This window comes from Mesorhizobium sp. B2-3-6, assembly GCF_006442305.1.
In the GTDB taxonomy this organism is placed as follows: domain Bacteria; phylum Pseudomonadota; class Alphaproteobacteria; order Rhizobiales; family Rhizobiaceae; genus Mesorhizobium.
Map to the genome: position 1 here is coordinate 52,898 of NZ_VFVW01000010.1, position 25,751 is coordinate 78,648.

11 protein-coding genes are annotated in these 25,751 nt (G+C 65.1%); 4 read left to right on the forward strand and 7 right to left on the reverse strand.

Annotation, left to right across the window (positions count from 1 at the left end; genetic code table 11):
• Positions 1-142: 142 nt before the first annotated feature.
• Positions 143-12,649 (reverse strand): S-layer family protein, encoded by a 12,507-nt coding sequence (locus FJ953_RS25840; RefSeq protein WP_140625353.1) that lies wholly within the window; start codon positions 12,647-12,649, stop codon positions 143-145.
• 275 nt (positions 12,650-12,924) lie between these two features.
• On the opposite strand from FJ953_RS25840, the gene FJ953_RS25845 reads away from it, so the two are divergent.
• On the forward strand, positions 12,925-13,497 hold the full coding sequence (locus FJ953_RS25845; RefSeq protein ID WP_246674900.1) for an invasion associated locus B family protein: 573 nt from the start codon (positions 12,925-12,927) through the stop codon (positions 13,495-13,497).
• 149 nt (positions 13,498-13,646) lie between these two features.
• A complete protein-coding gene (locus FJ953_RS25850; protein WP_140625355.1) occupies positions 13,647-14,888 on the forward strand; it encodes a Xaa-Pro peptidase family protein in 1,242 nt (413 codons plus the stop codon).
• 241 nt (positions 14,889-15,129) lie between these two features.
• Here FJ953_RS25850 and FJ953_RS25860 read toward each other — a convergent pair whose 3' ends face one another.
• The 5 genes from FJ953_RS25860 to FJ953_RS25880 all read right to left on the reverse strand — a co-directional run bounded on the left by FJ953_RS25860 (position 15,130) and on the right by FJ953_RS25880 (position 20,995).
• On the reverse strand, positions 15,130-16,566 hold the full coding sequence (locus tag FJ953_RS25860) for an amidase (RefSeq protein WP_140625356.1): 1,437 nt from the start codon (positions 16,564-16,566) through the stop codon (positions 15,130-15,132).
• A 214-nt stretch (positions 16,567-16,780) separates the two neighbouring features.
• Positions 16,781-17,872: a Gfo/Idh/MocA family oxidoreductase gene (locus tag FJ953_RS25865; protein ID WP_140492069.1), complete on the reverse strand. Its 1,092-nt coding sequence runs from the start codon at positions 17,870-17,872 to the stop codon at positions 16,781-16,783.
• Between the two features lie 176 nt (positions 17,873-18,048).
• On the reverse strand, positions 18,049-19,221 hold the full coding sequence (locus tag FJ953_RS25870; protein WP_140554766.1) for an ABC transporter substrate-binding protein: 1,173 nt from the start codon (positions 19,219-19,221) through the stop codon (positions 18,049-18,051).
• An 89-nt stretch (positions 19,222-19,310) separates the two neighbouring features.
• The gene (locus FJ953_RS25875; protein WP_140492076.1) at positions 19,311-20,165 is read right to left on the reverse strand and encodes an ABC transporter permease; all 855 of its coding nucleotides are present in this window, start codon (positions 20,163-20,165) and stop codon (positions 19,311-19,313) included.
• On the reverse strand, positions 20,162-20,995 hold the full coding sequence (locus FJ953_RS25880; RefSeq protein WP_140563894.1) for an ABC transporter ATP-binding protein: 834 nt from the start codon (positions 20,993-20,995) through the stop codon (positions 20,162-20,164). Before FJ953_RS25880 ends, FJ953_RS25875 begins: the two co-directional genes overlap by 4 nt.
• A gap of 326 nt (positions 20,996-21,321) precedes the next feature.
• On the opposite strand from FJ953_RS25880, the gene FJ953_RS25885 reads away from it, so the two are divergent.
• On the forward strand, positions 21,322-22,266 hold the full coding sequence (locus tag FJ953_RS25885; RefSeq protein WP_140492084.1) for a MurR/RpiR family transcriptional regulator: 945 nt from the start codon (positions 21,322-21,324) through the stop codon (positions 22,264-22,266).
• A 195-nt stretch (positions 22,267-22,461) separates the two neighbouring features.
• Entirely contained in the window at positions 22,462-24,252 is a 1,791-nt protein-coding gene (locus FJ953_RS25890; RefSeq protein WP_140563896.1) for an NAD(P)/FAD-dependent oxidoreductase, read from the forward strand.
• Positions 24,253-24,481: 229 nt separating this feature from the next.
• Here FJ953_RS25890 and FJ953_RS25895 read toward each other — a convergent pair whose 3' ends face one another.
• Positions 24,482-25,717 (reverse strand): amidohydrolase/deacetylase family metallohydrolase, encoded by a 1,236-nt coding sequence (locus tag FJ953_RS25895; RefSeq protein WP_140625357.1) that lies wholly within the window; start codon positions 25,715-25,717, stop codon positions 24,482-24,484.
• Positions 25,718-25,751: the final 34 nt, after the last annotated feature.

Sequence of the window (25,751 nt, forward strand, 5' to 3'; positions counted from 1 at the left end):
CATCCCTCACGTTAGTCAAGTAACCCTACGGCAAACGATGGAAGATTCAATCCTATCTTAGAATTATGAAAATATACGGCGGCACATGTCCATGCAACTCAGCCTTAACCGTCAAAATTTTGCTCCGCCGCGCTGAACGCGTTTACGGAACTAGGGTCGTGATCACCTGGTAAGCATCGCCGGAGATAATCAGAACCCGATCTCCCGTGCCTCCATTAACCGCGCTTCCTGGATTGAGAGCGCCGATAAAAGAGACGACCTGTGCAGTCGTCGGATTAGCGACAAGCGAGGGACCTCCGGGCGCATCGTAAAGGTTGAACGTGTTGATAGTGGCAACGGTGCCCTGCTTGCGCAGGCCGATGCCTTCCGGCGACAGACCACTGCCGGCGCTTGTGTTGCCGAAAATCTCAAGATTCATGGTTTCGTTGCCGCTGACAGCGTTCCCAGCATCCACCCTGATGCCGTTGCGGTTGCCGGAAAGCGGGGCATCGATGTGATTGTTAGTTATGTGCGCATTGACAGTGCCGCTGGCGTCACGCGCCGTCACCAGTATCCCGTTGCCATCGCTGTTGTGGACGATGTTGTTGTCGAGATAGATGGTCATCGTTGGCGTCTCCGTGTTTGAGCCAAATGTCTGACTCGTCCCTGCGCCGATACCGGCCGCACCGGCCTGATTGTGCAGATCGAGGGTGTTGTTGTTCACCTTCGCGAAGACATTGGCGAAACCGAAGGACCCGACGTTGATCCCGTTGCCAATCGTGTTGGAGACTGAGTTCCCGCCAATATTGAAGTTGCCTTGGCCGCGGCCGTTGACGGTCGCTGAGATCCCAAACGTGGCAATTCTGTTGGCAGCGCTCTGCCCGGCGACCACATTGTTGGTGATGGCAATGATGTCAGTCGCACTTCCAACATGGCCGAGGAAGCCGGTGGGGGGGCCACCGGCATTGGCATTGCCGCCCTGAACCTGGATGCCAGTTCCGCCGGGGAAATTGTTGACATGGTTGTTGTCGATTGTCGCTTTGACAATGCTCGCGACAGTCGCCGCGCTGCCGAAGGCGACCACCCTGATACCAGAGCCTTGCGAATTTGCGGCAGCAGTGGCGCTGGTGATGGTGTTATTCGACACCGTAAGATTATCGATCGTCCCGGAGAAATTGAAGATGTCAACGCCGTGATATTGAGCCGTAGTCAGCAGATTGCCGGCGATTGAGATCGTCCCGTCGATGTTGTTCTCGGTTCCGGCGGTCGTCGTCGCGAACGAGATGTTTGCCTCTTCCGTGGTGACGTTGCCGTCGCTGTTGGAACCGCTGATCTTGCCGTTATTGAAAGTGAACCCGTGAACGCTCGTTCCCAGCACACCGCTGCCGGTGGTGTTCTGGATAAGCATGTTTGTGAACGAGGCACTTGTCGTATTGACGAGAGAGATACCGACACCGGTGGCGTTTTGGATCGTGCCACCGGAACTGTCGCTTCCATCTGTGACCGTGGAACCAGAGCCAGTCACCGTCAACCCGCCGATCGTGCCGGTGTTGTTGAGCACGATGCCATTCACAGCACCATTGGCCGAAATGCTCCTGAATGTCAGACCGCTCGCGCCGATCGTCGTGTTGGCGACGTTGAGCGCGGTGCCGGTACCGGATGTGATCGTGTTTGGATTGGCGCCGGTTGTCACTGTCACCGTGCCGCCGCCCGTGGCGCCGAAGCCGGTGCCGCTGCTGCTGGTGATCGCCAGTCCGCCATTGGTGAAGTTGATCGTCGCGCCGGTGTTGTCGGTCAGGTTGACGCCGGCCGCGCTGCCCGACGTGATCGACTTGGAAGCACCGGAGAAGGTGATCGTGCCGGCGGCATTGTCGTCGAGGAGGACGCCGGTCTGGCCGGCCACATTGTGGCTGATGTTGCCCGACAGCGTGATGTTGCCGGCGCCGGCGGCGCGATCCTGGATATTGACCGCCTGGCCGGTTCCGCTGGTGATGGTGCCTGCATAGGTGAAAGCCGCCGTGCCGCCGGTGTTGGCGCTGCCGGCGCCGTCGCCGATGCGAATCGTGGCGCTGCCGCCGCCGACCAGCGCGCCACCGCCGAGGTTGACCGGTCCGCCGGTAACAGCGTCGAGGATCACGGCGCTGCCGCCGCCGGCGCTCGTGTTCGTGGAAGCGAAGGTCATGCCGCCGGCGCCGATAGCGACGGTGTCCATGTCGACCGCAGCGCCGCTGCCGGTCGAAATCGTGTTGCCGGAGCCGGTGACGCTCACCGTGCCGCCGCCCGAGGCGCCGATGCCGATGCCGCTCGTGGTGGTGATCGCCAGGCCGCCATTGGTGAAGTTGATGGTCGCGCCGGCGTTGCTGGTCAGGAGCACGGCGGCGTTGGTGCCGGTCGAGAGCGTTTTCGACGCGCCGCCGAAATTGATCGTGCCGCCGGAATTGCTGAGCGCGACGATGCCCAGTCCGCCATCGTTTCGGGTGACGGAGCTGGCGTTGTCGAAATTGACCGAGCCACCAGCCATGCCGCGAATGTTGGCGACGTTGCCGCCAGGGTTGGTGATGTCGACATTGTTGAGATTGATCGTGGCGCTCACGTCGTCGTTGGTAAACGTACCCTGATCGCCGTCGACGGCGAACGCATGGTTCGTCAGCGCGCCGGCAACCGTGTCGATAGCGACGTTGTTGAACGTATAGGTACCGGTCGCGTTGTTCGCCACATCGCCAAGGATGGTGATGCCGGTCGTCCCGGTCAGGCTGGCGTTGTTCACGGTGACGTTGCCGGCGACGCCGTCGATCACGATGCCGGTGCCGCTGGTGTCGTTGAGCCCATTCGCCAGGGCGGTGGTGAAGTTCACCGCGCCGCCGGTGGTGTCGGCGACGACGATCAGGCGCTGGCCGCCGGTACCTTGTGTGATCGTGCCGGCATAGGTAACGGTCGCGTTACCGCCATTGACGCTGAACGCGGTTCCGTTCGGGCTGGTGATCGAGGTGCCGACGCCGAAGCCGAACGTGCCGTCGGAATCGTTGAGGATGTCGACGCTGGCATTGCCGCCATTCAACGTCGTCGTGCCGTTGAAATTGTAGATGCCGTCGGCATTGTCGAATTGCAGGCCGGTGCCGTTGGTTGCCGACAGCGTGCCCGTCTGGAAGGTGATCGTTCCCGCGGTGTGGCCGGCGATGCCGACCAGCGCGGCATTGCCGGCCTGGGTGATGTTGCCGCTATAGGTGATGTTCGCCGCGCTTGCGTCGACGTTGAAGGCCGTGCTGTTCGGGTTGGTGATCGAGGTGCCGGCGCCGAAGTTGAACGTGCCGCCCGAATTGTTGACGATATCGATGCCGGCGTCGCCGCCATTCAACGTCGTCGTGCCGTTGAAATTGTAGGTGCCGTCGGCATTGTCGAACTGCAGGCCGGTGCCGTTGTTCGCCGACAGCGTGCCCGAGAAGGTCAGCGTGCCCGTATGGCCTGCTGAAACCGACACCAGGGCGGCGTTGCCCGCCTGGGTGATGTTGCCGCCATAGGTGGTGGTTACGGTGCCGCCGCCGACGCTGAATGCCGTGCCACCGCCGCCGCTCAGCGTGCCGGTGCCGAGGCCGGCGGTGCCGGTGACATTGGTCAGGACGACACCGCCGCCGCCGGACGACGTCGAGTCGAGCGCGATGTCGAGGGCGGCATTGGTGAGATCGATCGCCTTGTAGCTGGTGGAATTCACCGTTTCGCTGCCGGCGGTGGCGATGATGTTGATCGTCCCGCCGGGGCCGGTAATGCCGGCGCCGGTGGTGGTGTCGATTGTCAGCCCGCCGTTGAAGCTGGTCGTGCCGCCGCCCTGGAACAGGCCGGCCCCGCTGGTCGTATCGATGTCGGCGAGCCCGCCGACGTTGAGCGTGCCGCTCTCCCAGCCGATCCCGCCGCCCGTCGAAGCCGTGTTGTTCACCGTCACCGTGTTGAAATTGAAGGTGCCGGTGGGATTGCTGGCGTTCGAACTGATGCCGGCACCCGTCGTGCCGGTGACGGTGGTCGCGCCCGTGACCGTGAACGTGCCGGCGACGCCGTCGAAGATGAAGCCGCTGGCGCCGCCGCTGGCGTTGACGCTGTTTACGATCATGCTGACGGTCAGCGGATCGAGATTGAACGCCACGCCGTTGATGGTGTCGACGGTGCCGCCGCTGCTGTTCAGCGCAAAGGTTGTGGCCGGGGGGCCCTTGGTGTCGACGAGGACGCCAGTGCCGCCATCATTGAACGTGGTGAACGTGCCGAGATCGAGCGTGCCGCTGGTGCTGGTGAAGGCAAGGCCGTTGCCCTGGACGCGCGCGCCTGATGTGCCGACGTCGAGCGTGCCGGCGCTGACCGTGCCGCCGGCGCCAGTGGAGTCGAACGTGACATTGTCGAAGGCAATGCCGCCGCCGGTGCCGCCGAGCACCGTGTTGCCGGCGAAGGAGCGGATGGCGATCGAATTGTCCGTCGCGCTGATGTTCTGGCCGGCGAAGGACGCGGCCAGCGCAGATCCCGTCGATCGCAGCGTATTGCCGTCGATCGAAAGCAGCAGCGTGTTGGCCGCCGCACCGGTCGTGGAGAAGTCGAGCGCCCTGCCGCCGGCTGATATGTCATTGTTGCGGAGGAAGAAACTCGACGCGGTCGACGCATCGACGGCAACACCGGCACCGGTGCCGGTGTTGCGGATGATGAGATTCTCGATGCCGCCGGTGATCGGGCTGGGACCACTGGTCGCCAGGGTGATCACCGACCCGGCAGTGTTGCTCTGCAGGATCGGCCGCAGCGTGTCGATGCCGGCCGGTGCGGCGATGATCGGCGAATTCTGCACCGTGGTGAAGTGGAATGCCGCCGACGCGCCGCTGCTGGTGTCGACACCGAGCTGCGAGACATCGATGGCCGTATCGCTTTGCCCGAAGGCGAGCAACACCTGCCCGTCATCGAGCTGGAACGACGTGCCGCTCAGGTCGATCGTTTCCTGGCTACCGGTGCCGTTCTTGTCGATCAGCACGATGACATTGGCCGTGGACGCCTGGGCGTTGGCATAGGTGCCTGGATTGACGAAGCTGCCGTCGCCGCCGCCGGTGGCGTCGGTGGTGACGTAGTAGACCTTGTAAGCGGACAGATTCGACGTGTCGCCGGTGAAGGTGACGTCGTTGAAATTGTAGTCGCCATTGGTCGGCAGGGTGTCGATGGCATGGATGGCCTGGCCGCCGGTGGTCGCGATCGTCGATTCGGCCAGGCCAGCGCCGTCGCCGAACACCAGCCTGGCGTTGGTGGCGCTGGAGAACTGGACGCCATAGCCGACATTTTCGATTTTCGAGGTCTGGCCCGCCGGATTGTTGTTGGCAGTGTCGCCGAGCTGGATCGTGCCGGTGCCGGTCGTGCCGGCCATGTCGATGCCGATAGTGCCGGCGAAGCTGCCGCCGTCGACGTCGAAATCGCCGGCCTTGATGTTGCTCGTGCCGAGCGCAGCGCCGTTGAGGTCGAAGCCGACCGCATTGGCTGCATTGAGCCCGATGTTCAGGCTGTCGAAGCCCAAGGTCGAGCCGAGCGTGCCGGATATGTCGACACCGCGCGAGGTGATGTTCTGCAGGTCGACCGCGCCGAGATCGATGGCGCCGCCGACTATATTGTTGAGCGAAACGCCGGTCGCCGCGCCATTGACCGAAACGGAATCGAAAATAACGCCGCCCGCGCCGACCGTTGCGCCGTCGAGATCGAGCGCGGTTCCAGTCGTTGTCGTGATGGTGTTGCCGGTGCCGGAGATGCTGATCGTGCCGCCGGAGCCCGCCCCAAAACCCGCTCCTGCCGTCGTCGTTATGTCAAGGCCGCCATTGCCGAAGCCGATCGTGGCGTTCGGGTTGCCGATCAGGCTGACGCCGTCCGTCGCGCCCGAGCTGATCTGCTTGGTCGCGCCCGAGAAGGTCACGGTCGCCGCCGTGCCGTTGTCGATGCCGGCAACGACGATATTGCCGCCGGCGCCCGCAAGGCCATCGGTCAGGTTGCCCGACAGCGTCACAGAACCGCCGGTCAGTTCCTGGATCGAGACCGCCGCGCCGGTGCCGTTGCTGACGATGGCGCCCGCGTAGGATATGTTCGCGTTGCCGCCGCTCGCATTGGTGCCCGAGCCGACATTGAAGGCCGTGCCCGAACCGGTGTTGGTCAGCGTGCCGGTGCCGAAATTGAACGTGCCGCTGAGGTTCTGCAGGTCGATGCCGCTGCCGGAACCGAACGACGCGCTGGTCGAGGCGAAATCGATATTGCCGGCGATGCCGTCGAGGGCCACCGCCTGCGCGTTGGTGGCATTGACCGTACCCGTCAGGACATTGACCGTGCCGACGCCGCTGGCGCTGAACGCCGTCGCGCCGTTCGTGGAAATGTCCACATCCGTGAAGTTGACGGTGCCGGCGTTGTTGGTGAGCGAGACGCCGTTGCCGCCAACAGTCACCTTGTCGGTGAAATTGATCAGACCGCCGCCGTGATTGGCGATCGAGATGCCGCCGCCGGTCAGCGTGCCGGCCGGCCCGCTGTTGGGCAAGATGCCGCGCGTCACGGTGATGTTGCCGGCGCCGCCGTCGACGTCGAGCAGCGTGCCGGCGACGTTGACGTTGTTGTTGGTGATCGACAAATTGCTGTCGAGGCCGGCGACCTTGAACGCCGTCTGGCCGGCGCCGACATTGCCGACCGTGACGCCTTCGATGACGATGCCGCCGGCATTATTGAAGCTGCTTGCGCTCTGGTCGATGGTGAAGACCGAGCCGCTGCCGCCTGTGAAGTCGAAGGCGGTGTTGCGCACTTGGTTGCTGCCGAGCAGATGCAGGGTATCGCTGCCCGTGCTCTTGACTACGCCCTCGTCGCCGGTGACGTCGCCGCCGGTGGCGCCGAGATTGCCCTGCACGTTCACCGGCTGGATGGTGCCGGTCGTGGTGATGGCGTTGCCGTTGCCGAAGCCGGTGATCGACTGGCCGGAATCGAGCGTGAACGGCGTGCCGCTGAGGTCGACCGTGCCGACGAAGGCGAAGGTCTGGGTGCCGGTCTTCAGATCGGCATCGGCAACCGAGATGGTATTGACTGACGTACTGAGCCCAAATGAGCCGGCGGCGATGACGCCGCCATTTTGCGACACCATGAACACCCCGCCGACGGCGCTGGCCAGATTCGCGCTGCCGGTGAAGAGCACGTCATCGAAATCATAATTGGCGAGCGCGGCGAGACCGACGGTGTTGACGGTGAAATTGCCCGCCGCCGCGGTGATCGTCGAATTGCGGCCGTTGGCGTCGGCGAATTCGCCGTCGCCGAAGGTGAAGCTGGCGTTGGCGCTGGTCGCCGCCGTCTGGCCGGACGACAGATCGACGCCGATGCCGGCGCCTGAGATCGACGATCCGGTCAGGAAGGTGATGGTGCGGTTGCCCGTGGTCGAGGACAGGTCGATGCCGCGCGAGCTCGCGGCGTCGTTTCCGGTGATCGTCGTCAGCCCGAAATCGGCGGTCGTGGCCGAGCCGGAGAAGTCGATGGCGGTCTGGCTGGCGCCCGCGCCGAGGCCGCTGACGGTGGTCGTGCCGAAGCTGACGTCGTTGTTGGTGCCGGAGAAATCGATGCCGGTAGTGCTGGTCGCGCCCAGCGTCACATTGGTCGTGCCGAAGGTGGCGCTGCCGGCCGCATTCGAGATGGACAGCGCGGCGCCGGTCGTGCCGGTGATCGACAGCGTGCCGCTGACCTCGAATGTCGAGTCGGCGCCAAGGCTGGTGATCGACGCGCCGCCGCCGCCGGTCGCCGTGAGCGGACCCGTGAAGCGGATCGCGGTGTCGGTGGGAGCGGTTATCTCCCCGATATCGAAGAGGCCGCCGGTGCCGGTCGAAGTGATGGCGCCGCCGAATGTGATCAGGCCGCCGGTGGTGCCGTCGATCCTGACGGCTTTTGCCGCGCTACTCTGGCTAATCGTGCCGTCATAGGTGACGTCGGCCGACGAACTGCCGATAACGATCGCGCTGGCGCCGGTATTGGCGATGGAGCTGGCCGCCCCGAAGGTCAGGCTTCCGCTCGAGCCGTTGAGGATCACGATGCCGAGGCCGCTGCCGCCTGATATGTCGAGATCGGCGAAATTGGCGGTGCCGCCGAAATTATTGACCAGCAGCGCGATATTGCTGCCGCCGGCGATCGTCGTGGTGCCGGTGAAGTCGACCGTCGCGGATGTGTTGGCCAGCACGACGCCGGTCGGCACCGACCCCTGGATGGTCAGATCGTTGACAGTGATCGCGCCCGACGCGCTGCCGAGGTAAAGCCCGATGGTCCCGCCCACGATCGTCACGCCAGTGCTGGTGAGGCCGTTGATCGACGCCGTGCCGTCGATCGCCAGGAACGAGCTGTTGACGCTGAGGTTGGAGACGGTGTTGCCGCTGGCGAGGTCGATGGTGTTGCCGCCGCCGTTGTTCAGCGTCGCGCCACCGAAGCCGAACGGATCGGCCTGTGTCGCGCCGGTGACGACCGCCGTGCCGGTGACATTGGCCGGCGGGCCGCCCAGGCTGATGGTGGCGCCGTTGGCGAAGGAGACCAGCGACTGGCCGCTGGCCAGCGTGAAGCCGTTGGCATCGGTGTCGGTGGTCTGCACGGCCGCGGTCTTGACCAGCACGAAGGTCGTGTTGGCATTGGTGGTCAGATCGTCGGCCGCGGCGGCATCGATCAGGTTGGCGACGCTTGAGCCGTCGCCCGTTCCGGTGCTGCTCGAACCGACGAAGACGACGTTGGCTGCATCGAACAGCTGCGGTCCAACCAGATGCGTGCCGTTGAAGGCATAGGTGCCGCTGCCGGGCAGCAGGCCGCGCATGTCGAGCGAGGCGATGACGCCGGTGATCGATGCGCCGCCGGCCGCACCGAACGAGAACGCCGTGCTGGCGGTGGTTCCGGCCAGGCCGTTGGTGCCCATCTGGACGCCGGTGTCGACACCGGTGATGACGCCGCTGCCGATGGTCACCGAGCCGCCATTGGTGCCGGACAGGTCGACGCCGATCGAGGAGCCGCCAGAACTGCCGCTGATGTCGAGCGTGGCGGCGGTGAAGGTCGACGTGCTGCCCGAGAGGTCGAGCGCGGTGGAGCAATTGCACAGGCCGGTGATGTCGATGTCGTCGAAGCTGATGACGCCGTTGCTGCCGACGACGTCGATGCCGCTTCCGAGCGGCTGGTCGATGGTGACGGCGCCGCCGAACGAAACGGCGCCGGTGTTGTTTTCCAGCCAGACGCCCTCGCCGGGGCCGGTCATGCTCACCGGGCCACTGAAGGTGAGCGTGCCGGTGTTGTCGGTGGCGAGGATGCCCTCGCTGCCGATATGGGTCAGCATGACCGGCCCGCCGAAGGTGACCGCGCCGCCGGAATTCTGGACGTCGATGCCGATGCCGCCGGGGGCGGTGATGTCCGAAATATCGACGGCTCCGAACGTGAAATCGGCGGTGCTGTCGAAGATCCCGAGGCCGCCGACGACGGTGTTGCTGATCGTCGTTGCGCCGGAAACGGTGAAATTTCCCGATACGCCTGCCAACGTCGCGCCGAACAGGCCACCGTCCTGCGTCAGGCTGGCCAGCGTGACGTCGAGATTGGCGCCGAGCAAGGCGACGCCGGCCGCGCCATTGCCGGAGATCGTGCCGTCGGTGGTGCTGAACGTGCCGGTGGTGGAGAGGACGTTGACGCCGAAGCCGGAATTGTCGGAGGCGTTCAGCGTCTGGAATGCATATGTTCCGTCGCCGCCGACGAACAGGCCATTGCCGGCATTGTTCGACAGTGTCGTCGTGCCGGTGAAGGCATAACTGCCGTCGCCGTCGATATGCAGGCCCTCGCTGGCGTTGCTCGTCGAGGTCACATTGTTGGCCGCGACATTGCTGGCGCCTTCGAACAGCAGCCCGTCCAGGCCGGCGCCGCTGACATTCATGCCGCTTATCGTCACGCCGGTGACATTGTTGCCGTGGATGCCGTTGCCGCCGCCCGGATTGGCGTTCGAGACGTTGAAGTCGAGCAGCGCGCTGTTGTTGGCCAGCGTGACAGTGTCCGCGCCGGCCGAACTGGTGAGCGTCGCCGCGCCCGCGCCGTCCGAGATGGCGCTGGTGTGCGCGATGTTGTCGCCCGTTACGTTAACCGGGATGCCGCCGAGCGAGAATGTGCGGCCGTTGCCGAAGGAAGCCAGCGTCTGTCCGGCGCTCAGCGAGAACCCGTCGGTGTCGTCGATGGCGCCGCGGTTGACCAGCACGAAGATCGCGGTGCCGTCGATGTTGGCATCGGCGGTGGCAATCGAGGCAAGGTCGAGCAGCGAGGATCCGGTGCCCGAGCCGGTCGCCGCCGCGCCGACGAAGATGACATTCTGCTGGTCGAACAGTTGCGGGCCGCTGAAGGTGGTCGAACCGAAGGCGTAGTGGCCGAGCGTCTGGTTAAGGCCGCGCGCGTCGAGCGAGGCGGTGCTGCCGGCAATGGAACCGCCGCCGAAGGAGAATTCGGCATTGGCCGAGTTCAGCAGCGAGCCGGAAATGCCGAAGCGCACGCCGGTGTCGACGCCTGCTATCGCACCGCCATCGGTGATGACGATCGTTGCCCCGCCCGAGGTCGGCGAGGTGAGGTCGATGCCGATCGAGCCGGCCGCACCCGTGCCGGCGATGTTGAGCGACTGTGCGGTGAAGTTCGTATGGCTGCCGGAGAAGTCGAGGCCAGTGCCGACGCCGAGGCCCGAGATGACGATGTCGCCTGCCACCACCGCCGCGTTGACGCCGGTAAACGAGATGCCGTCGCCGGCGGGAGCGCTGATGTCGATATCGCCGAAGCGGATCGCCGCCGGTGAGTTGGAAATGGCGATCGCCGGTCCGGTGGTGTCCGAAATGGTCGTGGCGCCGGTGACGGCGAAGCTGCCCGCCACGTGATCGAGCACGACGCCCGACGGACCGCCGGTCTGGTCGATCGAATCCAGCACCACATGCGCCGTGATCGGATCGATGAAGACGCCGACGCCGCCATTGCCCGACACGGTGCCGCCGGTGGTGGCGAAGCTGCCTGATGTCGAGGTGCCCTGAACGGTTATGCCGCGGTCGGCATTGTCCTTCGCGCTAAGCGTCGCGAATGTATAGGTGCCATGGCCGGTGGCATCCAGCCCGTCGTCGCTATTGCCCTGGAGCAGCGTCGTGCCGGCGAAATTGTAGGTGCCGTCGCCTTCGATGTGCAGGCCGTCAAGGCCGTTGCCGGTGGCGGTGAAATTGGAACCGGTGATGCCGGTCGAGTTGCCGGTGAAGGCGGCGCCGTTGCCGCCGGCGCCTGTCACCGTGACATTGGTCAGCGTGGCGCCGGTGATGTTGTTGCCGAAGATGCCGTCGGCGCCGCCGGTGATGGTGATGCCGTTCAGCGTGTCGCCGTTGCCGAGCGTGATCACGTTGTTGGCCACGCTGGTGCCCTGGATGGTGCCGTTACTGCCGCCCAGATTGAAGGTGCCGGTGCCGCCGCCGAACAGCTTCGCGGTGACGCTTTGGCCGCCGCCGATGACGGTCTGGCCGTCTGCGAGCGTCGTGCCAGTGGTGGTGATGTTGCCGTTGCCGCCCAGCGCCACCACGAAACCGCTGGCGCCTGCCTTGGCCACAGCGTCGTCCAGCGTCGTCGGATCGGCCAGCGTGCCGGCGCCGGCCAGGCCGCCATCGGCGTAGTAGAACTTTCCGAAGGCGGCATTGGTGGCGGCGTTTATGGCGACGCGCGTCGTCGAGCCGCCGGGCAGTTCCTGGCTCTGGATCCTGACGCCGATGTCGCCGCGCACCCGCTCGTTGACGCGCTTGCGCAGGCCTTCGCTGATCGGATAGACCGGCTCCGGCCCGCTGTCCGCGCCGCCTTGGCCGGGATTGAACGGGATGCTCAGCCGCACGCTGCCGGCGAACTGGGTGTCGTCGCGATTGTCGTTGCGCACCTCGCCGGTGAAGGTCAGCGCCGTTCCGGTGCCGAAGACATCGCCGATCTCATATTCGATGCCGGCCTTGACCCCGGTTACGCCGCTGTCGTCGCCATGCGGATCCTCGAAGTGGTAACCGCCTATGTCGAGCCGCAGCGAATGCTTGTCGGGAAGGTTGAGCGGCACCCGCGCGCCGATCTCGCCCTCGATGCCCCAGGCCGCGTAGTCGCGATGGTCGAGCACCGAAATCTGCTCGATCAACTGGTTCGAGACCATCGACAGGGTCGAGGAGACCGAATGGTCCGTCGTGTCGCCCTTGATCGGCACGAAGACGTTCACATGCGCGTCGAAATGCGGGGTGATGGCCTCGGCGCCGAGCGTGGCTGACGTGAACTGGTTGGAGTTGTAGTTCTCGACGTTGAGATAGGCGTAGCCGCCGAGCATCAGGTCCGGATTGACGATGCGGCGAATGCCCAGGCCGACATCCTGGCCGAACGCGTCCTTGAAATCGTGCTTGGCCCTGACATCCAGGAACAGCACCGATTCGGCCGTCTGCTTGATCGGGATGAAGCCTTCGAGCGCGGCGTTGCCGCCATTGTTGTCGGCGCCGATGATGGCGCGTATCTGCGGCTGCCAGAGGGCGTCGTCGCCATAGGCGGCCACGCCTGACAGCGCCACCGCCAGCGTCGAAAGCGCCGTCGTCTTCCAGAGATGCCTTGCAAAACGCGAGCGACCATAGGCCACGCGCACGCGGAAATCCTCCCCGCGCGCCGCCATCTCCCCAACCTGCCGAGACGTCTCGGTAGTTCCCATCCCTGGCCGCCCTTTGGGGACTGCTCGCCCCCGCACCAATCCTTGCGCGAATTCCATTGTATAGCGAGTCCCCAACGTCGCGACTGCTGTTGTTGCGCCGTAAAGTTCTGACTTGTTGCAATACCGCAACAGTAATTTTGCCAGCTCTCCTCGCCTGTGCGCGGCTTCCGGAACAGTCAGGAGTATTGTATCAAGCCGCCGGTGGGAAAATACCTGCCGTTTCGAGAAAAATGCGGGGCATGAAGAACATGGCAGCCATTTTAGCGCGTGCTAATCTGTTAAATCTGGCCGCAGCACTGGGCGCCCTGGGGCTGATCGCATCGGTCACCGGGCCGGCGCTTGCCGAGGACGCCAAGCCGGCGCAGCCCCCGGCCGCTCAATCCAAGCCGGCCGACGCCAATCCATGGGCGGTGAACTGTTCAAGCGGCGCGGCCAACAGCGAGCTTCAATGCCAGGTGTCGCAGAACCTGACCGAAGCCAAGACCGGACAGCGCGTGCTGACCGTGACCGTGCGCCGCGACAACGGCAACGGCTCCCTCGCCATGCTGCTCGCCCTGCCGCACGGGCTGTTCCTGCCCTCCGGCGCCAGCTACCAGATCGATCAGGGCCAGAAGACGACCATCGCCATCCAGACCAGCGACCAGAACGGCGCCTATGCCGCCACGCCGCTGCCGGCGGAACTGATCAAGGCGATGAAATCGGGAACCAATCTCAACATCGGCATGGAATCGGTGACCCGCAAGCCGGTCACCATCCCGGTCTCGCTGGCCGGCTTCACCGCGGCAATCGCCAAGCTGGAATCGATCAAGTAGCGGGCTCGCCGCGCTCCCCCGCCGCCGTCGCCGGGCAATGCTCCAGGCCACGACAGGTTCCATCTTGTGGCGGAGACTACCGGCATCGTGCCGCTTGATTGTCCGCTTCCGCAATGCTCCGATGTCGCTTCAGCCATCCGGAGAGAACCATGACCGGCTTTGTCGACCGCCAGCGCGCGATGCAACTGATGCAACGCGCCGGCCTGCAGGCGCTGGTGCTCTCAGCGCCCGAGGCCTTCCACTATGCGACCGGCGCGTCGATCGGCCCGGCGGGGCTGTTCCGGCGTGCCGGCGCCGGCTTCGTTGTCATCCCGGCCCGGCAGGACCTGCCGATCGGCGTCGTCGTCGCGGATTTCAGTGCGGGACAGTTGCGGATCGCCGCGCCCGAAGCGGTTGTGCGTTCGCACCCGATCTGGATCGAATTCGCGCCGGTCGAGACGGGAACCCGCGGCCCGTTGGCGGAGCGTATCGAGGCTGGCCTTGTCTCGCTTGGCCGCGCGCCGGATTTCGCGCGCCCCGCCACCTTCGATCTCGCCGGCTCGGTGCGCCAGCTGCAAGCCTTGCTTGCGGAATTCGGACTGGAGCGCGCAACGCTGGGCATCGATCTCGGCTTTGTTCCAGCCGCCGATTTTTCCGCCATGCAGGCGCTGCTGCCGCAGTGCCGGATGATCGACGGCTCGCCGGTGCTGGATCGGCTGCGGGCGATCAAGTCGCAACGCGAGATCGAGCTCCTGCGCCAAGGCATTATCCTGTCTGAAGCAGGGCTGGAGCGGCTGCAGGTCGATGCGATGGCCGGCATGCGCCAGGCCGATCTCATCGCGCTCTACCGGCAAGGCGTGGCCGCGGCGGCGGTGGGCCTCTCCCATCCGGTCGCGACGGCGGAATATGTGACGCTCGGCGCCCGGGCCAAGGGTGCCGATGCCAAGGCAATGCCCGGCGATCCGCTGAAATGCGACATGGTCTGCACGGTCGGCGGGTATGCGTCCGACATGTCGCGCAACTTCACTTTCGGTCCCGCTTCCGCCGACCAGGTCGAACTGCACGCGATCGCCGAGCGCGCTTTCGAGGACGGGCTGGCGGCACTCGTGCCGGGAAATTCGCTCGGCCATGTGCACCGCGCCGCCACCGACAGCCTGACGCGGCAAGGCCTGCGCTCCTACCGCCGTGGGCATTTCGGCCACGGTGTCGGGCAGTCTGTGTTCTCGGAGCAATGGCCGTTCATTGCGGCCGACAGCGATGTCCTGGTCGAAGCCGGCATGGTGCTGGCCTTCGAGATCCCGCTCTACATCGACGGCCTCGCCAGCTTCAACCTGGAGGACCAGTTCCTGATCACGCCGGATGGGCCAGCCGCGATGAACCGGCTGCCGAGGCGATTGGAGAGGATAGGATAGCGAGGGCGGGATCGTGACGGTGTCACTGTCAGCGCCCTACGGCGCCCCCCTCTGCCCTGCCGGGCATCTCCCCCTCAAGGGGGGAGATCGATTATCGCTCCCGCTTTCGCCATTTTTCAACGTTGCAAGAACAAGATGAGCCGGCGCCGAAACTTCCAATCTCCCCCCTTGAGGGGGAGATGACCGGCAGGACAGAGGGGGGCGCCACAGAACTCGGCGATGGGTGCCCTGCCGCGAGCGATTAACCGCTCACCGGCGGCCGCCTGTCCCTCCACGGCATTTCCCGCTCGAGCTGCGCCGACGCGGCCAGCACCGCTGCCTCGTCGCCATAGCGGCCGACAAGCTGCACCCCGATCGGTACGCCGTCTTTCGACCAGCCGAGCGGCAGCGAGATGGCCGGCTGGCCTGAGATGTTGAAGGGGAAGGCGAACGCCGCATCCGTCCATTTGGCGTTGTAGCGGTCGATGTCGGTCTCCGACATGTCGTAATAGCCGAACGGACGCGGCAGTTGCGTCAGCGTCGGGGTGATGAAGAGATCGTAGGGCGAAAGGTCGCCGACGATGTCGCGGCCGACCTGCCTGAGCTGCTCGACATCGGAAATGTGCCTGGTGCCGCTGGTCGCACGGCCGCGTTCGATGATCGCCCAGGTCACCGGTTCGACATCATCAGGCGTCACCGGCCGGCCGATCACCGTTTCATGATAGTCGAAGGTCGCCGCCGTCTGTACGCAGGTCATGTTGGTGTAGGTGGCCCACATGGCATCGGCATCGAGCGGCATGTCGTGTTCCTCGACGTCATGTCCCAGCCGCTCCAGCGCCGCCACGGTGGCCAGCACGGCGGCCTTCACTTCCGCATCGATGGCCGTGCCGTTGGGCGGGGTGACGGTGAAGCCGATGCGCAGTTTCTTCGGCGCCTGTGCCGACAGGCTGAGCCAGGAGGCGTCGGGGACCGGCGGCGTATAGGGGTCGCCCGGCAAGGCGCCGGCCACCGCGTCGAGATAGGCCGCCGTGTCGCGCACGCTGCGCGAGCAGCACAGGAAGTAGGCGCCGCCATACCAATAGTCGCCGAACGGTGCCAGGCTGACGCGGCCGCGCGACGGCTTCAGCCCGACGATGCCGCAGCAGGAGGCCGGAATGCGGATCGAGCCGGCGCCGTCGCTAGCCTCGGCGATCGGCACCATGCGCGAAGCGACGGCCGCCGCCGCGCCGCCGCTCGAGCCACCTGGCGTGATGCCTTCCTTCCACGGGTTCTTCGTCGTGCCGTAGAGCTTCGGTTCCGTCGTGATCGACCAGCCGTTTTCGGGCGCGTTCGACTTGCCGACCAGCACCAGCCCGGCCGCCTTCATGCGGCGCACGACTTCGGTGTCGAAATCGGCGACGACATCTTTCAGGTAGAGGCAAGAGTTGGTGTTCGGCGCGCCGGTCCAGGACGAGGCCAGTTCCTTGAGCAGGAATGGCACGCCGGCGAAAGGTGCTGATCTGTCGACCGTCTGCGCCTGGGCACGCGCCATGTCGTAGAGGCGATGGATGACCGCGTTCAGCGCCGGGTTGAGCTGCTCGACCAGCGTGATCGCCGCCTCGACCATTTCCGCAGGTGAAATCTCGCCCCGATGCACCAAGTCAGCAAGATCCAGCGCATCGGAGTTCGCATAGGTTTTCAGCAGGCTGTCGGTGACCATGTCTCTCCTCCCAGTCTTTGCCTCGCGCCGCGCCCGAGCTATCGCTTCGGGCCGACGTTGGCGCCGCCCCTCATCCGCCTGCCGGCACCTTCTCCCCGTCATGACGGGGAGAAGGAAAGCGCTCTGATGCTGGCGACCGCCTCCCGTTCTTCTCGGGAGAGGGCTGAGTGAGGGGCACCGACCTGAAACTGCTGCCCCCAGCAGCGCGCTTGTCTCACGCCAGCTCGACGGTGCGCCCCAATTCGATGCTCTGTTCCGCGGCGAGCACGATGCGCAGGCTGTTGACGGCGGCGTCCATCTGCTCGGTCAAATCGAGATCCTCGCGGATGGCGCGCAGGAAGAAGGCCTGCTCGCGGTCGCAGAGCTCCTGGTGGCCGGGCTCGTCTTCCATGCTGACGATCTCGTCGGGTTTCGCAAAGTTCTTGTCGGCGTCGACCGCCGCATAATGGATCTTCAGCGCGTCGGTCTTGGTGTGGCGGTCGATGTCGGCCGAGTTCGACACCTCCGCCGCTTCCGCTGCGCTGCTCGCCTGCTGGCCGGCGACGATCGACACCGCGCCCTTCGGCCCCACCACGTCCTTCACGAAATAGGCCGTCTCGCTCATCATCGGCCCCCAGCCTGCCTCGTACCAGCCGACCGAACCGTCATCGAAGGTGACGTGGAGATGGCCGTAATTCTGCTTGTCGGCTTCCGCCCAGAGCTTCGCGCCGATGCCGTGCACGCGCACCGGCCTGGCGCCCGTGAGCTGGCACATGACGTCGACATAGTGCACGCCGCAATCAACGATCGGGATCAGCGAATCGATCAGGTTCTTGTGCCAGTGCCAGGCGCTGCCGCTGCTCTGCTGGTTGAGGTTGAGGCGCATCACCAGCGGCTTGCCCAGCGTCTTGCCGACCTCGATGAATTTTATCCAGGACGGGTGGACGCGCAGGATGTAGCCAAGCACCAGCTTGCGGTTCTTCGCCCGCGCTGCCGCGACGACCTTTTCGGCATCCTCGATGTTGGTGGCGAGCGGCTTTTCCATGAACACGTGGCAGTTGGCCGCTATCGCCTTCAGCGCGTATTCGGCATGGGTGTTGGGCCAGCTGTTGATCGACACGGCGTCCGGCCTGGTCACCGCGAGCGCCTGATCGAAATCCTCGTAAAGCGGATAGCCGGACAATTCGGCTGGAATCTTCTTGTTGCTCTTGATCGAGCGGCTCATGATGCCGACGATCTCGAAGCCGTCCGAGCGGTGATAGGCGCTGGCATGCGAGGCGCCCATATTGCCGAGACCCACAACCAGCACTTTTATTTTGTCGGCCAATTCAGCCTCCCAATTTTTGATAGGACCTGGCGAGCTGCTGCCGCGCCTGGGCATCCAGAACAATCACTTCAGGTTGGCGCCGCCCCTCATCCGCCTGCCCTTTCCTCTCCCCTGTCCGGAGGGAGAGGAAAGGAGCCAAGACAGGGCAATGAACGACATGACCTCTTTTGCAGCCCTTACTTCACCGCCGAATCGAACAGATGCGCCTTGATCTTCTCGACATCGAGCGCGGCAAAGCCCTCCGTCAGCTTGACGCCGTCGGCATCGGCCTTGACCTTGGCCTTGTCGAAGTCGTTGGCGGCCGGAATCAGCTCGTTGGTGCAGACATCCTCGGCCTTCACCGGATTGGTGATCTGGCCGATCTTGTGGATCTCGTCGAAGAAGCCTTGCCAGCTCGCCATGTCGTGCGAGCCCCAGCCGCCGCGCTTGTCCATGTCGCCGCGGAAGACGTTGATCTGCTGCAGGATCGAGGTGGTGCCGAGCTCGGGGCCGAGGTTCTTGGCCAATGTCGGGAACTGCTCGAACACCGCTTCGACCGCCGCGCGCGGGTTCTGGTAGCCGAACTCCAGCCCCATCGCCCAGCCGCGCAGATATTTTTCCAGGAACGCCTTCTTGTCGGGATCTTCGAGATCGGCGGCGCGCACGACGAAGGTGTTGGCCGGCAGCTTGGAATTCTTCACGCCGAGCCAGTATTCGAAGTCGAGGCCCTTGGCGATCCATTCGGCGCGCAGCCCCTCCCACGACAAGGCAGCGTCGCCCTGGCCGCCGGCGAGCGCGGTGCCCCAGGTCGGCCAGCCGGCCTCGACATACTTGACCTTCTTGATGTCGACGCCTTGCGCGGCGAGCAGCGGATCGGTGATCGACTGCCAGGCGGCGGAGCCGAGCAGGATGGTCTTGCCTTCGAGCTTCTTCAAGTCGTTCGTACCCTCGCCCTTGCGGAAGGCGATGGAGAACGTGTCGCGCGCGCCCATGTGGAACACCGACTTCAGCTTCATGCCGTTCTGGATGGCGAAGGAGAACACGCCGGGCGAGGGAAAGCCCATATCGGCCTGGCCGACATCGACGAACTTCACCGTCGCCGTGCCGTCCGACGGGCCTGGCTGCATGTCGGTGCTGAGCCCGTCGAAATAGCCTGCCTTCTTGGCTGCCCAATAAGGATAGTCGTCGAGCACTTCGAGCGTGCCGCGCGGCGAGATCCAGGTGAATTTTTCATAGGCCGCCGCCCTGGCCTTCAAGCCCGATGCACCGAGCGCGGTGGCGGTCACGACGCCGGCTGCCGTCACCTGCAGGAAGGTGCGGCGGCTGATGCCCGTTCTTGTCGCCGTCTGGAATGAGTTCTGGTCGGTCATGGCATTCCCCTTTTGTTGATTGACCTTCTTGTTGATCGATGGCCTTTCGCCCGCTCCTCGCCCGCTCCGGGGCGTTCATGATCTCGTGCTCAAGCCTCCCAGCTCGCCCATTTCTTGCCGATCAGGAAGAACAGCACGTAGATCAGGATGCCGAGCGTCGACAGGATCAGCACCACGGCGAAGAATTGCGGCATCTGGATCATCGACGAATAGGTGGTGAGCCGGTTGCCGAGGCCGAAGCCGCCGCCGACCATCTCCGCGCCGACGGCGGTCAGCAGGCCGAAGATGGCGCCGATCATCAGCCCGACCAGGATCATCGGCAGCGCCATCGGCGCGCGGATCTTCCAGAATATCTGCAAGGTGCTGGCGCCATAGGAGCGCGCCAGCGCGATCTTGGCGCTGTCGACGCGGCGAAAGCCGGTGGCCGCGTTTATCATCACCATCGGCCCGGCAGCCAGCGCCACCGCGATGATGCGCGGCGTGTAGCCGAAACCGAAGCGAAGGATCAAAAGCGGCACCAGCGCCAGCATCGGCGTGGTGACGAGAAGCAGGATGTAGGGCGCGACGATCTTTTCGGCGAAGGGAAACTGGGTGATGACGGCGGCCAGCACCAGGCCGACGACGGCTCCGATGGCGAAGCCGGAAACCAGCTCGACCAGCGTATAGCCGAGATGCGGCGCAATCAGCGGGAACTCGTCGAACAGCGCGTAGGCGATCGAGCTTGGCGGCGGCATGATGTAGAGCGGCACATGGAACAGGCGCAGCGCCAGTTCGATGCCGCCGATGATGATCACGGCGACAGCGATGATGGCCGCCACCTCCTTGCCCGACTTGATGCCGGGGCCGCTGGCGAAGGCCGAGAGATTGGTCAGGCTGACGTCCTGCCCATCGCCGGACTTGGCACCCGATTTGGATTTGGAGAATTCCGGGATGGCGTCGCTCACGGCCTGATCCTCACGATCTCGGCGCTGGCGCGTTCCTGTTCCGGTGCCTTGGGCCTGGCGCGCTCGCCGACGATGTCCATCTTGATCCGGTTGGTGAGGTCGAAAACCTCTTTCGTCGCCATGATCTCCAGCGAGCGCGGCCGCGCGAACGGCACGCGATACTCCCTGGCGACGCGGCCGGGCCGCGCGCTCAGCACCACCACGCGGTCGGAGAGAAAGATTGCTTCCTCGATGCTGTGGGTGATGAAGACGATGGTGGTCTTGGTGTCGAGCCAGATCTCCTCGACGAGACGGTTCATCTCCTCGCGGGTAAAACTGTCGAGCGCGCCGAACGGCTCGTCCATCAAAAGCACGGAGGGTTTTGGCGCCAGCGCCCGCACAATCGCGGCGCGCTGCTGCATGCCGCCCGAAAGCTCGCGCGGGAACTTGCCGCCGAAACCGTCGAGCCCGACGCGGTGAAGCAGATGGGCGATCCAGGCGCGGTCTGGTTTCTCGCCCTTGATCTCGAAGGGAAAGCGGATGTTGGCATCGAGGTTACGCCAGGGCAGCAGGTTCGCTTCCTGGAACACGATGCCGATGTCGGGATGCGGCCCGGTGATCTTGACGCCGTCGAGCCGGATCTCGCCGCCGGTCAGGCTGTGCAAGCCCGACATCGACCACAAAAGCGTGGTCTTGCCGCAGCCGGACGGGCCGACGATCGAAACGATTTCATTGGCGTGGACGTCGAGGCTGCAGCGGTCCAGCGCCAGGAGGTCGCCGGATGCGGTGTGATAGATCTTGGTCGCTGCCTGCACACCAAGCTTCGGCGCTGTTGTTTCGCCCGCGTTCATCCGCCCCTCGGAGAGTGCGTCCAATCGACTGCCAAAGTCAGTGTGTAACTATCCTACTTTGGTGTCAAGCGAAGAGCGCGATCGTTCCGTCGTTGAGAGCCGCCTATTCCCCTATATGCCTGCTTTCATTGTCTTTTCTTTATCTTGAAATGCGTGTTGCTTTCCTACATACTCGGGAAAAGTGGCACAACAACGCGGCGTTGCAGATGGGCAAAGCCGGGTGGCATGCCGTAACGGCACGCAGCAGTTGCAGCGGGGCCGTGCACATGGAACGACAGCGTGCAAGCATGGTAAGAGGTCGACAAGGGACCAGGGAAGGCCACTTCATGACCGAAGCTGACAGCCGGGAAAACCTGATGACGGATGGCGAGGCGGACGGGGGTGAGCCTGTGCGGCGCATTCCCGACATCATCTCGCTGGTCAAGGATACCTATGCCGAGCTGCGTCCGGCCGAGCGCCGCGTCGCCGATGTCGTGCTCGACGACGTCAAATACGCGGTCGATGCCTCCAACGCCGCCCTTGCCCAGCGTGCCGGCGTCAGCGAACCGACGGTGACCCGCTTCTGCCGCGCCATCGGCTGCGAGGGCGTGCGTGATTTCAAGCTGAAGCTGGCGCAGAGCCTCGTCGTCGGCGCGCTCTATCTGGACACTTCGCCAGCCAGGGAGAACGACACCGGCATGCCGTTCTGGAACGCGGTGTTCGGCGAAGCGCGGCGGGCGCTGCAGGAGGCCGAGCGGCAGCTCGATCCGGTCCAGCTGCAGAAGGCCGCCGAGCTGATCGCCAAGGCGCGCCAGGTTACGGTGTTCGGACTGGGCGGCAGTTCCTCGGCGCTGGCGCAGGAAACGCAGTACCGGCTGTTTCGCTACGGCATATCGATCAGCGCGCAATGCGACCCTTATCTCATGCGCATGACCGCCTCGACCTTGAAGCCCGGCGACCTGGTGATCGCCATTTCGGCGACGGGGCGCACGCGCGAGGTGATCGAGGCGGTCGAACTCGCCAAGCACTACCGCGCCAATGCCATCTGCGTGACGGCGCCCGACACCGAGCTCGCGCGCGTCGGCGACGTCAGGCTGACCGTAGCGGTGCCGGAATATCCCGATACGCTGAAGCCGACGGCATCGCGCTTCGCCTTTTTGGCCATGATCGACCTCATGGCGGTGGCTGCCGCCTACAAGCTCGACGGCTCGGCCCGCGAGACGGTCCGCCGCATCAAATACAATGCCCAGATCCACCGCACCGGCAAGGAGATGGAGCCGCTCGGGGATTAGGAGGCTTTTCCCTTCTCCCCTTGTGGGAGAAGGTGGATCGGCGCGCAGCGCCGAGACGGTTGAGGGGTGGGTGACGGAGTGCCGGCCGTCCCGAGCTGGAGCACCCCTCATCCGACCTCGCTCCGCGAGGCCACCTTCTCCCACAAGGGGAGAAGGGAACACCGGACAGCGCCAACGCGAAAAAGAGGGAAACAAATGCTCGAAATAGCACCATCGCAACAGGCAGCCGCATGGCTCGGCGCTTTCGACAAGGCGCTCGAAGCCGGTGACATAGCGGCCGCGGCCAACCTGTTCGTCGACGATTGCTACTGGCGTGACCTCCTGACCTTCACCTGGAACGTCACCACGATGGAAGGGCGCGAGGCGATCGCCGACATGCTGAAGGCGACGCTGGCAGCGACGCGGCCGGCAAGATGGCAGCTCACCGGCGAAGCCACCTCGGACGAGGAGATAATCGAGGCCTGGTTCACCTTCGAGACCGCCGTGGCCTCGGGCCAGGGCATCATGCGCCTGCGCGACGGCCGCTGCCGGACATTGTTCACGGCAATGACCGACCTGAAAGGATTCGAGGAGCGCAAGGGCGCGACGCGGCCGCTGGGCGTGCGCCACAAGGCCGACCCGGAGCGCGAGACCTGGTCGGAGGCGCGCGCGCGCGAGACCCGCGAGCTTGGCGCTTCCGAGCAGCCCTATTGCCTGGTCATCGGCGGCGGCCAGGGCGGCATCATGCTGGGCGCGCGGCTCAGGCAGCTCGGCGTGCCCTCGATCGTCATCGAGAAGAATGCCCGGCCGGGCGATTCCTGGCGCAAGCGCTACCGCACGCTCGTGCTGCACGATCCGGTCTGGTACGACCATCTGCCTTACATTCCGTTTCCCGACAATTGGCCGGTCTTCACGCCCAAGGACAAGATGGGCGACTGGCTGGAAATGTACACGCGCGTCATGGAGCTCAACTATTGGGTCGCCACCAGATGCGTCAGCGCCAGCTATGACGAGGCCGAGAAGGTCTGGACCGTGGTCGTGGACCGCGTCGGCCAGCACATCACGCTGAAGCCCAAGCACATCGTCTTCGCCACCGGCGCCTACGGTCCGGCGCGGCCGATCGACCTGCCGGGCGCCGGTGACTTTAAGGGCGAGCTGCTGCATTCCAGCCAGTATTCCAGCGGCGAGAAGCTCCGCGGCAAAAAGACCGCGGTCATCGGCGCGGCGAGCTCCGGGCATGACGTCTGCGTCGATCTCTGGGAAAGCGGCGCCGAGGTCACCATGATCCAGCGTTCGCCGACGACCGTGGTCAAATCGGACACGCTGATGGAAGTCGGTTTCGAGATCTTTTCGGAGAACGCGCTGGCGCGCGGCATCACCACCGAAAAGGCCGACATGATCGTCGCCTCGACGCCCTTCGCGCTGGTGCCCAAGGGCCAGCGGGCGCTCTACGACGTCATCCGCGCACGCGACGCGGCTTTTTACGAGCGGCTTCGCGCCGCCGGGTTCGCCCTCGACTTCGGCGACGACGAGACGGGCCTGCTGATGAAGGCCTACCGCACCGGCTCCGGCTACTACATCGATGTCGGCGCCTCGGACCTGATCATCGACGGCAAGATCGGCATCCGCAGCGGCGTGGCGATCAAGTCGCTGACCGCGAAAGGCATTCTCTTCGAGGACGGCAGCGAGCTTGAAGCCGACGCCATCATCGCCTGCACCGGCTATCAGTCGATGAACGAAACCGTGGCGCAAATCGTCTCGCGCGAGGTCGCCGACAGGGTCGGCCCGTGCTGGGGCCTCGGCTCCGGCGTCAAGGGCGACCCCGGGCCATGGCAGGGCGAACTGCGCAACATGTGGAAACCGACGGCACAGGAAGCGCTGTGGTTCCACGGCGGCAATCTGGCGCTCTCGCGCTTCTATTCGAAATATGTGGCGCTGCAGATCAAGGCGCGGATGGAGGGGATTGATACGCCGGTTTATGGGGCGGTCAGCAACGCGCGACGGTGAAGCGGAAGCGTTGCTTCAAGGGAAGGTCGCCCCCACTCCGTCGAGCTTCGCTCGACACCTCTCCCCCGATCGACGGGGAGAGGAAGGGCGCGAGCTTATGCCGGGAGGCTCCCTTCCTCTCCCTCCGGAGGGGGAGAGGTGGCGCTGCGGAGCAGCGACGGAGTGGGGGAAGCCATTCGCCAAACTCGCAGCCGCGGCAAGACAGGCGGCGCAGTGCTACCGAGATCAATCAATCATGCCGGTGCCCAAAATGCCTGGCCGCGACCTCGACATGCGTATGCCCCACATGCGCCTCGAAACGCTCGGTGTCGCCGACATCGTTCATCGTCTCGTTCGGCCACCAGGCGCCGCCGATGGCGATGCCTTCGCAGACCAGCCGCTGGTCGGCGACCAGCGAGGCGCCGACCGCGTCGACAAAGGTGAAGCGGCCGGAATGCTGCCGCAGCAGCGCGACGTCGCCGGCGGTTCCGACCTTGAGCGTGCCCAGATCAGGCCGCGCGATCGCCTGCGCCGGCGCTTGGGTGGCGGCGCGCAACACCTCGTCCAGCGGCATGCCGAGCGCCAGCAGCTTCGACATGCACACCAGTATGTCGAAGGCAGGACCGTCGACGCAGTAGAGATGCACGTCGCTCGAGATGACGTCGGGCGCCAGCCCTTCGGCCAGCATGGCGCGAGCGACCTCGAAGTCGAACGAGCCCATGCCGTGGCCGAGATCGAAGATGACGCCGCGCTCGCGCGCCAGCCGCATGTCGGGCCGCACCGCGCCGGAGGCGAAGACCGGCGCGTTGGGAAACGGCCGGAAGCAGTGGGTGAGAATGTCGCCCCTGCGCAGGCGCGGCAGCACTTCCGAGCGCCCGGGCGGGGGCTCGTCTATGTGCGCCATCAGCGGCAGACCGGATTTGTCGGCCGCCTCCAGCGCCAGATCGACCGGCGCGATGCCGCTGGTGCCGCCGGCATGCTTGCCGGAGCGGACCTTGACGCCGACGACGACGTCCGCGTGCTCGCGCACCGCCGCCACCACTTCGCGCGGTTCGCAGAGCCTGAGATCGCTGCACTCGCCGACCGAGACGGTCTGCGAGAAGCCGAAAATGCCGGCGAAGGAGATGTTGACATAGGCCAGGATGCGCACCTTCGAGCGCTCCATGACATGGCGGCGGAAGCCGAGGAAATTGCCGGCGCCTGCACTGCCGGCATCAATGAAGGTGGTGGTGCCGCTCTTGGCCGCCAGCCGGTCGGCATCGACGCCGAGCGAGGTGCCGCCCCAATAGACGTGGCTGTGCAGGTCGACGAGGCCGGGCGCCACGATGCAGCCCTGGGCATCGATAACGCTGGCCGCGCGGTCGGCGGGAATGTCGGCGTCGATGGCGGCGACGCGGCCATTGGCGATGGCAAGATCGCGCGGCGCGTCGAGCCCGGCCGCCGGATCGATCAGCCGCCCGCCCTTGAACAGAAGATCAAATTGCATCGGGCGCGCCTCCGCTTCGTCCCATCCTCGCCGA